Origin of the sequence: Promicromonospora sp. NPDC052451, from assembly GCF_044547525.1 — a bacterium.
Classification (GTDB): domain Bacteria; phylum Actinomycetota; class Actinomycetes; order Actinomycetales; family Cellulomonadaceae; genus Promicromonospora.
This window is the reverse complement of sequence record NZ_JBIUAP010000021.1, coordinates 29705-41860: the sequence shown is the minus strand read 5'-3', so window position 1 is coordinate 41860 and position 12156 is coordinate 29705. Positions and strand designations below refer to the sequence as shown.

Sequence of the window (12156 nt, the reverse complement as noted above, 5' to 3'; positions counted from 1 at the left end):
GGAGGTGTGTTGCACACAGTAGACGTTGTCTACGGAGCGCAACACAACCCCGGAGAAACCTGCGCTTCGGGGGTGTGTTGCACAGGGTAGACGTTGTCTACGGAGCGCAACACAACCCCGGAGGAACCTGCCCTGCGGGGGTGTGTCGCACACGGTAGACGTTGTCTACGGAGCGCAACACACCCCCGCGGGGCAGGTTCCCGGGCGGCGGTCTCGTCGTCGGCAGCGTGGCCGGACCGCCCGCTCGCACGGACCGCTCGCCCGGACCGCTCGCACGGACCGCTCGCACGGACCGCCCGTCCGGACCGCTCGCCCGGCCGCACCGCCCGCGCGCGTCAGGGAACCGTGTACCCCGCCGTCCGGAACATCTCGTACCACTCGGCACGCGTCAGGGGCACCTCCGACCCGAGCGCGGCACCCGCGACCCGCTCCGGGTTGGTGGTGCCGAGCACCACCTGCATCTGCGCGGGGTGGCGCGTGATCCATGCGGTGGCGATCGCGATGGCCGGCACGTCGTACTTCTGGGCCAGCCGGTCGATCACGGCGTTCAGCTCCGGGTAGTCCGGCGAGCCCAGGAAGGTGCCGTTGAAGAAGCCGGCCTGGAACGGGGACCAGGCCTGCACGGTGATGTCGTGCAGGCGGCAGTAGTCGAGCGTGCCGGAGTCCCGGCTGATCGACTGGTCCAGCCCCTGCATGTTCGCGGCCACGCCCTGCGCCACCAGGGGCGCGTGGGTCACCGAGAGCTGGAGCTGGTTGGCCACCAGGGGCTGCGTCACGGACTTGCGCAGCAGCTCGATCTGGCCGGGCGTGTGGTTCGAGACGCCGAACGCGCGCACCTTGCCCGCGGCCGACAGGTCGTCGAAGGCCCGCGCCACCTCGTCCGGCTCCACGAGGGCGTCCGGGCGGTGCAGCAGCAGGATGTCGATGTAGTCGGTCCCGAGCGCGGCCAGCGAGCCGTTCACCGACTCGACGAGGTGCTCGTACGAGTAGTCGAAGTACGGCCCCTCGCGCACGATGCCGGCCTTGGTCTGCAGCACGATCTGCTCGCGCTCGGACGGCGTGAGCTGCATGGCCTCGGCGAACCGCTTCTCGCAGCCGTGCGGGCCGGAGCCGTACACGTCGGCGTGGTCGAAGAACGAGATGCCGGCGTCCCGGGCCGTCTTGACCAGGGTGCGCACCTCCTCGTCGGTCTTCTCCTGGATGCGCATGAGGCCGAGCACGACGTTCGGGACGGTGAGGTCCGTCCCGGGCAGGGTGAAGGTCTTCACGGGTTCTCTCCTGTGGTGGGTGCGGTGGGGCTCAGGCCGCCGACAGGCGGGCGACCTCGTCCGCCGTGAGGGTCAGGTCGGGTGCCTGCGCGGAGTCGCGGATGCTCTCCGGGCGCGACGCCCCGGGGATCGGCACGACGACGGGCGCCAGCGCCAGCTCCCAGGCGAGCGTCACCCGGAACGGCGAGACGCCGTGCGCGTCCGCGATCTCCTGGAACGCCGAGTACTCGGTGCCGAGCTCGCCCGAGCGGGCCAGCGAGATGCCGCCGAGCGGGCTCCACGGCAGGAACGCGATGCCCAGCTCGGCGCACAGCTCCAGCTCCGGCAGCGAGGAGCGGAAGCGCGGCGAGAACTGGTTCTGCACGGACACCAGGCGGCCGCCCAGGATCTCGTTGGCCTCGCGGATCTGGTCGGGGTTCGCGTTCGAGATGCCGGCCAGCTCGATGACGCCCTCGTCGAGCAGGTCACGGATGGCGCCCACGGAGTCGCCGTAGGGCACGGCCGGGTCGGGGCGGTGGAACTGGTACAGGCCGATGGCCTCGACCCCGAGCCGCTTGGCCGACGCCTTCGCGGCCTCCTTGAGGTACTCGGGCCGGCCGTCCTTGGTCCAGGACCCGTCCCCGGGCCGCAGGTGGCCGCCCTTGGTGGCGACCAGGACGTCCGAGGTGTCGCCGCCGTAGGACCGCAGGGCCTCGGCGATGAGCGCCTCGTTGTGGCCCACCTCGTCGGCGTGCAGGTGGTAGGCGTCAGCGGTGTCGATCAGGGTCACGCCGGCGTCGAGGGCGGCGTGGATCGTGGCGATCGAACGGTCGCGGTCCGGCCGGCCCTCGATCGACATCGGCATGCCGCCGAGGCCGATCGCGGAGACGGAACGGCCGCCGATGGTGCGGAGCTGCATGAGTTCTCTCCTTGTGTCGCGACGTGTTCGGACCTGAGACTAGGAAGCCGTAACCTAGAAGTCCAACAACTGTGGATCATCATTCCTAGAACTGGTAGTGCTCAATGGAACTGCGTCAGATGGAATACCTCGTGGCCCTCGCGGACGAACGGCAGTTCACCCGGGCCGCCGAGCTCACCGGCGTCTCCCAGTCCGGCCTGTCGGCCGCCATCCGCAACCTCGAGGTCGAGCTGGGCACCAAGCTGTTCACCAGGACCACCCGCCGGGTCGAGCCCACCGAGGCGGGTCTGGCGCTCCTGCCGTTCGCCCGTTCCATGCTCTCCTCTGCGACGGAGGCGCGCGACGCGGTGGTCCAGGTCTCGCGCGAGCTCGCGGGCACGCTGCGGGTGGGCGCGGAGCAGTGCCTCGGCGTCGTCGACGTCGCCACGCTGCTGGAACGCTTCCACCGGCGCTACCCGCGCGTGGAGATCGCGTTCCAGCAGGCGGGTTCGCACGAGCTGCTGGCCGGGGTGCGCGACGGCGACCTCGACGCGGCGTTCGTCGCGACGGCCGATCACGTGGGCGTGCTGCCGCGCACCGTGCTCGGTCAGGAGCCGGTGGTGCTCCTGTGCCCGCCCGACCACCCGCTGGCCGCCCGCGCGGCCGTGGACCGGGCCGACCTCGGCGGCGAGAGCTTCATCGACTTCCACCCGTCGTGGGCGATCCGCCAGCTCAACGACGACGCGTTCACCGCGCGGGGTGTGCGCCGCCGCGTGCGGTTCACGGTCAACGACGTGCACACGCTGCTGGACCTGGTCGACCGCGGCCTCGGCGTCGCCGTCGTGCCGCGGCACGTCGCGGCCAAGCCGCAGGCCGCCCGCCTGGTGGCGGTCCCGGTGGCGCCGGACGGCGCCGGGGACTGGATCGTCTCGCTGGTCACGACCCCGGACCGCAACTCACCGGCCCCGCACCTGACGGAACTCCTGTCGGACGCCCAGCCCTGACCGTCGAGTGCTGGATATTCGCCCTTTTCGGTGTGCCAAGAGGGCGAATGTCCAGCACTCAACGGGGTCAGCAGGTGAGGGTCGGGGAGAGCCAGTCGGCGCGGTCGTTGTAGCCGCCGTCGCCCGCGTCGCCCACCCGGAGCGACAGGTCGCGGACCCCCGTGACGTCCACGTCGAACGCGACCGCCGCGCCCCGTTCCACCGTGCCGCTGCTCCAGAGGGTCGCGCCGTCGCCGACGACGTCGAACGTCGCCGTGCCGCCCTCCGGGCCGACCGTGCCGACGACGTCGTCGATGCCGACGCTGCCGGTCAGCGCGGTGCACGCGGCGCCGAGGTAGTACCGGACCGTGGACGGGCTCGCGACGCCGATCCCGGCCGGGTGCACGACGCCGGCGACCGTCAGGGGTGAGCCACCACCGACGCTCTGGTCCACGGTGGGTTCCATCCAGCCGCTGCTCGCACTCACCCACGGGTGCCGCGAGAGCACCACGTCGCCACCCGACGGTGCCGAGGGCGCGACGGTCACCCGGGCCGGCGGCGTCGTCACGGCCGGGCCGCCGGCGGACGAGACGGACGCCGCGACGTCGTGGCCGCCGGTGGCGGTGCCGGCCGGGACGGTCAGGGTGAAGGACACCGTGGCCGAGGTACCCGGCCGGACGGTCCGCGGGGTGCCGCCGGACGGGCGCGCCGTCCACCCCTCGGGCGCGTCGAGCACGACGCGCGGGTCGCGTACCGGGGTGCTGCCGTCGTTGTGCAGCGTCACCTGCGTGGTCAGCCGGTCGCCGGCGGCGGCCAGCACGTCGGTGGTCGGCGCGATGTCGTCGGCTCCCACGGCCGTGAAGACCGGCGGCGCGGCGACCAGCCGCGGGGCGCCGTCGGCCCGGGACGGCGTGACACGCAGCAGCGCCGCGCCGTGCGCGGGCACCGCGGCCCGGATCGTGCCGGCGGACTGCGTGCGGGCGTCCGTCCAGGTGTCCAGCACCTCGAACGCTCGGCCGCGCAGCCCCAGGTCACGGGCGGTCGTGGCCACCTCGGCGGCGCGGTCGCCGCGGTTCAGCAGCGCGACCGCGACGGAGCCGTCCGTCAGCGGCTTGGCCCAGGTCTCCGTGGTGCCGGCCGGGCCCACCCGGGTGCCCTGGACGCCGAGCGGGTCCTGGTCGATCGCCAGCACGTCGTCGTCGAGCAGGATGTCCAGGGACTCCCGGCTCAGCGTGCGCGGGTCGCTGGAGATGACCAGCGGCGCGGCTGCGACGGTCCAGAGCGACATCTGGGTGCGGAACTCCTCGGTGGTCATGCCGAGCTCCGGGCCCAGGTAGTCCGGGTCGCTGAAGTGTCCCGGCCCCGCGACCTCGGGGTGCCGGGCGTTCGCGTCGAAGTTGCGCAGCACGTCCTTGAACTGGATCTGCCCCACGAACCCGACGTCGGTGTAGGTGCGCCACGACTCCGCGATCTCGGGTGCGTAGGTCCACGACCAGGTCGACTGCTGCTCCTCCGGGTAGTCGCCCCAGTCGGGGGACGTCACGGGGTTGCACAGGTTGAAGATCATCGACCGGCCGGAGCTGTTGTTCCGCAGCGCCTCCGCGAACGCCGTGAACGCCTCCTGCGGGTCCAGGTCGGCGGTGATGCCGCACAGGAAGTCGACCTTGACGGCGTCGTACCCCCACTCGGCGAAGGTGTCGGCGTCGGTCTGGTAGTGGCCGCCGCTGCCCAGCCCGCACGTGCCGGGGATGTACGGGCCGGCGTCGGTGTAGATGCCGGCGCGCAGGCCGCGGTCGTGGATCTCGTCGGCCAGCGCCGCCATGCCGTCGGGGAACCGGGACGGGTCGCCCTGGAGGCGGCCGTCGGCGCCGCGCGGCACGTCGGCCTGCCAGCCGCCGTCGAGCCACACGATGTCGTAGCCCGCCTCCGCGAGGCCGGACGACACCAGGAAGTCGGCCACGTCCAGCACCTCGTCGGCCGTGAAGTCGCCACCGAGGCCGTAGTAGGTGTTCCAGCCCTGGTAGGGCGTGGGGCTGGGACCGGGCGCCGGGGCGGGCGCCGCAGGTTCGGCGGGCACGGCCGGGGCGGCCAAGGCGGCGCCCGCCGGCCCGGCCGCGGCCAGCGCCGTGGTGAGCAGGGCGGCGCTCGCTCGCGCCACCCAGGTTCGTACGGTGAACATGGGTCTCCTGACGTCGTCGTCGTCGGCTCGGCCGGAGGGCCGAGGGGAGGAACCCGCCCAGCATTCCGCCGGCCCCGGTCCCGGGGAATGCAGAGGACGACGTACCCGCCTGGACGATCCGACGCGCCGGGCAGATCCCGCCGACCGACCGGCGCCCGCCTCCCCGGCACCGGCCTCAGCGGTCGTGGGCGCCTTGCCGGAAGGCTGTCGGGCTGCACGAGTGCACGGTGCGGAACTGCCGGGAGAAGTAGAACGGGTCCGGGTAGCCCACCGAGCGTGCGATGTCGGCCACCGGCAGCTCCGTCGTGATGAGCAGCTCGCACGCCCGCGCCATCCGCAGCCGCTTGACGTACTCGACCACGCCACCGCCGGTCGCCGCCCGGAACCGCGCCGAGAAGTGCGACGTGCTCAGGCCGAACCGCCGCGCGAGCGCCGCCACCTCGACCACGGCGTCCAGGTGCGTGCGCAGGTACTCCTGGGCGGCGCGCACCGGCTCGCCGCGCACCGGGCTGCCCGCGGCGGCGTCGGCCCCGATCTGGGCGAGCACCGACCAGCCCGCGCCGGCGCAGCGCAGCAGGCTGGGGTAGGTCTCGTCGGCCTCCAGGGCGTCGACGACGCGTTCGAGGTCGGCCAGGACGCGGACCTGGTCGTGCACCTCGACCACGGCGACGTCGTCGGGACCCGCGTGCCGGGCCAGGTCGCGCTCGAACTCGCCCACGTCCGGGCCGCGCGCGTGCATCCACCAGATCGTCCATGGATCGTCGTCGTCCGCCCAGTACTCGTGGGGCACGCCGGCGGGGATGACGAGTGCCTGAGCAGCGTCGATGCGGTGCAGGCCGCCGGGGGTGCGGCACCACCCGCGCCCTGCGGCGGACACGATCACGATGGTGCCGACGGCGCCCCGCGCACGCACCCGGCCGTGGTTCGCGGCATGCGGGAAGTAGCCCGCGTCGGTGACCAGCAGACGCGACGCGGGACCGGCCTGGGACGCCGCCCGCACCACTGCGGACGGCAGCACCCGCAGGCGCTGTCCGGGGAACCCGTCACGGATGCGCATCTCCGGAGGGTAGCGCCGGGCCGGGGCCGGTGTCAGCACCCGCGGGAATCGTCGGATCGTCCAGGCAAGTGCGTCGATCCGTCGCTTCCCGGCGCACCGGACGGGTTCGTAGCGTCGGAACCATGCTCGATGTGGAGTCCGTGCTCGACCTGCCCGACCGGCCCGCCGACCTGGCCGGCCGGGCCGCGGCCGCCTGGGAGGCGCCGCTCACCCTGACCACCTACGAACCCCTGCCGCCCGACCGGTTCCCGGCGTACCTGGACCGGCGCGTCTACCAGGGGTCGTCCGGCCGCGTGTACCCCCTCCCGTTCCACCACCAGATCGCCGACGAGCCCCACCCGCGCGAGTGGCGCGCCGTGCACCTGGAGAACGAGTGGCTCCGCGTCGTGGTGCTGCCGGAGCTGGGCGGGCGCATCCACGTGGCCCGCGAGCGTGGCAGCGGCCGGGACCTCTTCTGGACCAACCCCGTCATCAAGCCGGCGCTGGTCGGCCTGGCGGGTCCGTGGGTGGCCGGCGGGGTGGAGCTCAACTGGCCGCAGCACCACCGCCCGGCCACCTACCTCCCGGTGGACGTCGAGATCGAGGAGGAGCCCGACGGCGCCGTCGTCGTCTGGTGCTCCGACCACGACCCGTTCACCCGGATGAAGGGCATGCACGGCGTGCGGCTGCGCCCCGGCAGCGCCGTCCTGGAGCTGACGGTGCGGCTCTACAACCGCAGCGAGCTGCCGCAGTCGTTCCTCTGGTGGGCCAACGTGGCCGCCAAGGTCGACGACCACTACCAGTCGTTCTTCCCGCACGACGTGACCTACGTGGCCGACCACGCGCGCCGCGCGATCACGGCGTTCCCGCACGCCGACCGCCCTTACTACGGCGTCGACTACCCGGCGCTCGCGAGCGAGGGCGGCGACCGGCTCGACTGGTACCGCAACATCCCGGTGCCGACGTCGTACATGTGCCTGGGCAGCGACGAGGAGTTCTTCGGCGGGTACGACCACGCGTCGGGCCTCGGGTTCGTGCACGTGGCCGACCGCGCGATCTCGCCGGGCAAGAAGCAGTGGACCTGGGGCAACGCCCCGTTCGGCCATGCCTGGGACGCGAACCTGGCCGACGACGGATCCCACTACGTGGAGCTCATGGCCGGGGTGTTCACGGACAACCAGCCCGACTTCGCCTACCTCGCCCCGGGCGAGACCAAGGTGTTCTCCCAGTTCTGGTACCCGGTGCGCGACGTCGGCCCGGTGGACCGGGCCACGCTGGACGCCGCGGTCCGGCTCGACCGGCCGGACGGCGGGACGGCGGCGCGCCTCGGCGTCGTCGTGCCGCGCGCCCTGGACGATCTGACGGTGACGCTCACGGCGGCCGGCGCGGTGCTCGCCACCGACGTGGTCGACGTCGACCCGACGCGCCCCGCACTCCTGGAGCACGACGTCCCCGAGGGGACGGGGCCGCTCACCGTCACCGTGACCCACGGCGACCGGACCCTGGTCACCTGGACCGAGCCCGCCCCCGCGGCTCCGGCTCCCGAGCCCGCCCCGGCGGAGGAGCCGCCGGCCCCCGACGAGGTCGGCACGGTCGAGGAGCTCGCCCTCGTCGCCACGCACCTCGACCTGTACCGGCACGCCACGCGCGCCCCCGAGCCGTACTGGCACGAGGCCCTGCGCCGCGACCCCGGGCACGTCGACAGCCTGGTGGGCCTCGCCCGCCGCGCCTACGCGGCGGGCGAGTCCGAGCGGGCCCGCGAGCTTCTGGAGCGTGCCGTCGCGCGGCTGACCCGGCTGCACCGCAGCCCCCGCGACACGACGGCGCTCTACCTGCTCGGCCTGGTGCGCGAGCAGCTGGGCGACGACGCGGGCGCCTACGACGCCTACGCGCAGGCCGCCTGGTCGCGCGCCTGGCGCGCCCCGGCGGGCTACCGCATGGCGCGCCTGGACGCGCGCGCCGGCCGCCACGCCGATGCGCTGGCACGGCTCGACGACGTGCGCCGCACCGAGCCCGACCACCTCCAGGCGCTCGCCCTGAGCGTGGTCTGCCACGAGCGGCTGGGGCAGCACGCCGCGGCGGCATCGGCGCTCACGGCGGCCCGCGCGCTCGACCCGCTCGACGCCTGGCTGCGCCACCTGGCGGGCCTGCCGGCCAGCGACGACGCCCAGACCCTGCTCGACGTCGCGATCGAGCTTGCGGGGGTGGGGGAGCACGACGCCGCCCTGGCCTGCCTCGACGAGGCCGAGGCCCGCGAGGACCACCGGCCCGCCGGGCAGACCGCCGTCCGCCCCCTGCTCGCCTACCACCGCGCGCACGTGCTGCGGCTCGCCGGTCGCGCGGCCGAGGCCGCCGCGGAGCGGGCTCGTGCCCGGACCCTGGACGCGACCTGGTGCTTCCCCGGCCGCCTCGCGGACGTCGCGGTGCTGCGCGAGGCCGCCGACGCCGACCCCGCCGACGCCCGCGCCCGGTCCCTCCTGGGGCACTGGACCTATGCCGCCGGGCGCCGCGCCGACGCCCTGGCGCTGTGGCGGTCCGCCGTCGCCCTGGACCCGTCCGACGTCGTGGCCTGGCGCAACATCGGCCTGGCCGCCGTCAACCACGAGCGCGACCTGGCCGCCGCGGCGGCCGCCTACGACCAGGCGTGCGCCGTCGCGCCGGAGGACGCACGGCTGCGGTACGAGAGCGACCAGCTCGCGGCGCTGACCGGACAGACTCCGGCGGCCCGGCTGGCCAACCTCCTGGGGAACGACCATGCGCCTGCTGGGGGCGGCGCCCTCGACCGCGACGACCTCGCCGTCGAGGCCCTGCACCTCATGGTCACCGCGGGCCGCGCGGAGGAAGCCCTGACGATCCTCGGCGGCCGTCGGCTGCACCCGTGGGAGGGCGGCGAGGGGCAGGCGCTCCTGGCCTGGGACCGCGGGCAGACCCACCGCGCGCTCGACGCGCTCGCGGCCGGCCGCGCCGACGACGCCGTCGCCCACCTGCGCTCGGCCCTGACCCCGCCGTCGAACCTGGGCGAGGCCCGCCATCCGCTGGCCAGCACGGCCACCCTGCACCTGCTGCTGGGCGACGCCCTGGCGGCGGCCGGCGCCGCGGACGAAGCCACCGCCGCCTGGCGCACCGCCGCCGCCCAGCGGGGAGACTTCGTCGAGATGAGCACGCAGGAGCACGGCGAGCAGACGTTCTGGACCGTCCTCGCGCTGCGCCGCACCGGGGACGCCGCCGCCGCGGACACGCTGACGGCCGCGCTGCGCGCCTACCGCGACCGGTTCGCCGTCGAGGTGCCGCGCGTGGACTACTTCGCCACGTCGCTGCCCGACCTGCTGCTCTTCGAGGAGGACCCGCTGCGCGTGCGCGACCGGCGCGTGCTCTTCCTCGACGCCCAGCTCGCCCTGCTGGCCGACGACGCCGCCACGGCCGACGCGCTGCTGCGCCGGCCGGAGCTCGCGGCGTCCCGCCACGCGGCCGATCTGCGGCACGCCGTCGCGCGCCGGGGAGAGGCGTTGCTGCACGGGCCTGCCGCCGTCGTCGGGGAGGCTGTGCAGCAGGCCCCGGGAATCTGACGGGCGCGGACCGACCCGCGCCCGTGATCGCCAGAGGTACCAGGTGCGCCAACGAGGGTGCACGAAGGAGGAACAACGATGTCCAAGCGAACGATCACCCGCCGCGAGCTCCTCGCGGGCGGCATGACGCTGGGTGCGGCGAGCCTGCTGGCCGCGTGCGTGGGAACCACGTCGGGCGGCAGCGGCGGGGGCGGGGGCGGCGCGAGCTCCGGCCTGGTCACCCTGCAGAACTCCATCCAGGACGCCGACCCCAAGGCCGCCCTGGAAGCCCTGGTCAAGGCCTACCCCGGCGGCGACGTGACGATGAACTCGGTGGCCACCGAGCAGTTCCGGGCGCAGCTCACGAACTACCTGCGGTCCGGCGACTCGCCCGAGGTGCTGAGCTGGTACGCCGGGTCCGTGGCCCGGTCCTACGCCGAGGAGGGGCTGCTGCTCGACGTCTCGTCCCTCTGGGAGGGCGACGGCGCGTGCGCGGGCTTCTCCGACGCGCTGCGCAGCCTGTCGTCCGACACGGCGGGCAAGCAGATCTTCGTGCCGACCAGCTACTACTGGTGGAGCGTGTTCTACAAGAAGTCGGCGTTCGAGAAGTGGGGCGTCGAGCCGCCCACCTCGTGGGACGAGTTCCACGCGCTGTGCGAGAACCTGAGCGGCCAGGGCATCGTGCCGCTGACCAACGGCCTGTCGTCCACGCCGTGGATGGCGTCGGGCTGGTTCGACTACCTGGACCTGCGGATCAACGGCGCCCAGTACCACCGGGAGCTCCTGGCCGGGGAGCATGCCTTCAACGACCCCGAGGTGGTGGCCGTCATGGAGGAGTACAAGCGGCTCATCCCGTACTTCGACAAGAACGCGGCGTCCTACACCGCGCAGGACGCCGCGACGCCCGTCGCCCAGGACAAGTCGGCGATGTACCTCGTCGGCGCGTTCGTCTCCGGCTACTTCCCCGAGGACCAGCGCGACGACCTCGACTTCTTCTCCGTGCCGGTCATCAACGACTCGGTGCCCACGGCGGAGGAGGCGCCGACCGACGGTTTCTTCGCCGCCGCGCGGAGCGACAACCACCAGGGCGCCCTGGACCTGCTGAGCTACCTCGCCTCCGCCGAGTCGCAGCAGCAGTACATCGAGCAGTCCAAGTCGTCCAACCTGCCCACCTCGCCCGACGTCGACACGTCCTCGTTCAGCCCGCTGGTGCAGAAGGGCATCGAGCTGCTGAACAGCACCGAGGAGATCACCCAGTTCTTCAACCGGGACTCCTCCGACGCCCTGCAGGCCACCGCCGACACCGCCCTGACCAAGTTCCTCGCCGAGCCCGACTCCATGAAGAGCGTGCTCGACGAGTGGCAGCGGGCGGCCGAGGGGGTCTTCGCGTCGTGAGCGCGAGACTCGCCCGCGTCCCGCTGCTCGTCTGGGCGTTCCTGCTGGTCCCGCTCGCGATCGAGCTGTTCTGGGTGTTCTGGCCCGCGGCCAACTCGTTCTCGCTCGCCCTGACCCGCTGGGACGGGATCGGCCTGGCCGAGCCCGTGGGCCTGCAGAACTTCCGCGACCTGGCCGCCGACCCGATCTTCCTGACCGCCCTGCGCAACAACGTGATCTGGGTGCTCGGGTTCGGCGGCCTGTCCGTGGTGGGCGGCCTGGCCCTCGCCGTCACCCTGAACAAGCCCGGACCCATGGTGAGCCTCTACCGCAGCGCCATCTACCTGCCGATGGTCGTCTCGCTCGCCGTCAGCGGCCTGTTCTGGCGCGTCATGTACGCGCCCGACGGGCCCATCAACGGCACGCTGGGGCTGCTGGGGCTGGAGCACCTGGAACGCCAGTGGCTCGCCGACCCCGCCGTGGCCCTCTGGGCCGTGCTCATCGCCGCCGTCTGGCGCCAGGTCGGCTACATCATGGTGCTGTACCTGGCCGGCCTCAAGGGCACCGACGGCACCCTGGAGGAGGCCGCCGCCGTCGACGGCGCGAACGCGTGGCAGCGGTTCTGGCGCATCGTCATGCCGCAGCTGCGCGGCGTGAACATGGTGGTCTTCGCCGTCACGGTCATCGACTCGCTGCGCACCTTCGACATCGTCTGGGCGATGACCCGCGGCGGGCCCTACAACGAGACCCAGCTCCTGAGCACCTACATGTTCCAGCAGGCGTTCACCACGGGGAACCTCGGCTACGCCTCCGCGATCGCCGTGGTCATCTTCGCCCTGGCGATCGGCTTCATCATCACCTACCTCGCCCGCCAGGCCCGGACGGAGGACTGAC

At 73.4% G+C, this 12156-nt stretch carries 8 protein-coding genes; 4 read left to right on the top strand and 4 right to left on the bottom strand.

Annotation, left to right across the window (positions count from 1 at the left end; genetic code table 11):
• Positions 1-335: 335 nt before the first annotated feature.
• Entirely contained in the window at positions 336-1268 is a 933-nt protein-coding gene (locus tag ACIG47_RS25365; protein ID WP_397410992.1) for an aldo/keto reductase family oxidoreductase, read from the bottom strand.
• Between the two features lie 31 nt (positions 1269-1299).
• The gene (locus tag ACIG47_RS25360) at positions 1300-2166 is read right to left on the bottom strand and encodes an aldo/keto reductase (protein WP_397410990.1); all 867 of its coding nucleotides are present in this window, start codon (positions 2164-2166) and stop codon (positions 1300-1302) included.
• Positions 2167-2270: 104 nt separating this feature from the next.
• Here ACIG47_RS25360 and ACIG47_RS25355 point away from each other — a divergent pair, with 104 nt between their 5' ends.
• The gene (locus ACIG47_RS25355; RefSeq protein WP_397433852.1) at positions 2271-3149 is read left to right on the top strand and encodes a LysR family transcriptional regulator; all 879 of its coding nucleotides are present in this window, start codon (positions 2271-2273) and stop codon (positions 3147-3149) included.
• Between the two features lie 67 nt (positions 3150-3216).
• On the opposite strand, the gene ACIG47_RS25350 is transcribed toward ACIG47_RS25355, so the two are convergent.
• On the bottom strand, positions 3217-5307 hold the full coding sequence (locus ACIG47_RS25350; protein ID WP_397433851.1) for an NPCBM/NEW2 domain-containing protein: 2091 nt from the start codon (positions 5305-5307) through the stop codon (positions 3217-3219).
• Positions 5308-5482: 175 nt separating this feature from the next.
• Complete coding sequence (locus ACIG47_RS25345) at positions 5483-6364, bottom strand: helix-turn-helix domain-containing protein (protein ID WP_397433850.1); 882 nt, start codon at positions 6362-6364, stop codon at positions 5483-5485.
• Positions 6365-6486: 122 nt separating this feature from the next.
• Between ACIG47_RS25345 and ACIG47_RS25340 the strand changes: the two genes are divergently transcribed.
• The 3 genes from ACIG47_RS25340 to ACIG47_RS25330 all read left to right on the top strand — a co-directional run bounded on the left by ACIG47_RS25340 (position 6487) and on the right by ACIG47_RS25330 (position 12155).
• Positions 6487-9909 (top strand): DUF5107 domain-containing protein, encoded by a 3423-nt coding sequence (locus ACIG47_RS25340; protein WP_397433849.1) that lies wholly within the window; start codon positions 6487-6489, stop codon positions 9907-9909.
• Between the two features lie 78 nt (positions 9910-9987).
• A complete protein-coding gene (locus ACIG47_RS25335) occupies positions 9988-11283 on the top strand; it encodes an ABC transporter substrate-binding protein (RefSeq protein WP_397433848.1) in 1296 nt (431 codons plus the stop codon).
• Positions 11280-12155 carry a carbohydrate ABC transporter permease gene (locus tag ACIG47_RS25330; protein ID WP_397433847.1) on the top strand — a complete coding sequence of 292 codons (876 nt, stop codon included), beginning with the start codon at positions 11280-11282 and terminating at the stop codon, positions 12153-12155. Before ACIG47_RS25335 ends, ACIG47_RS25330 begins: the two co-directional genes overlap by 4 nt.
• Position 12156 lies beyond the last annotated feature (1 nt).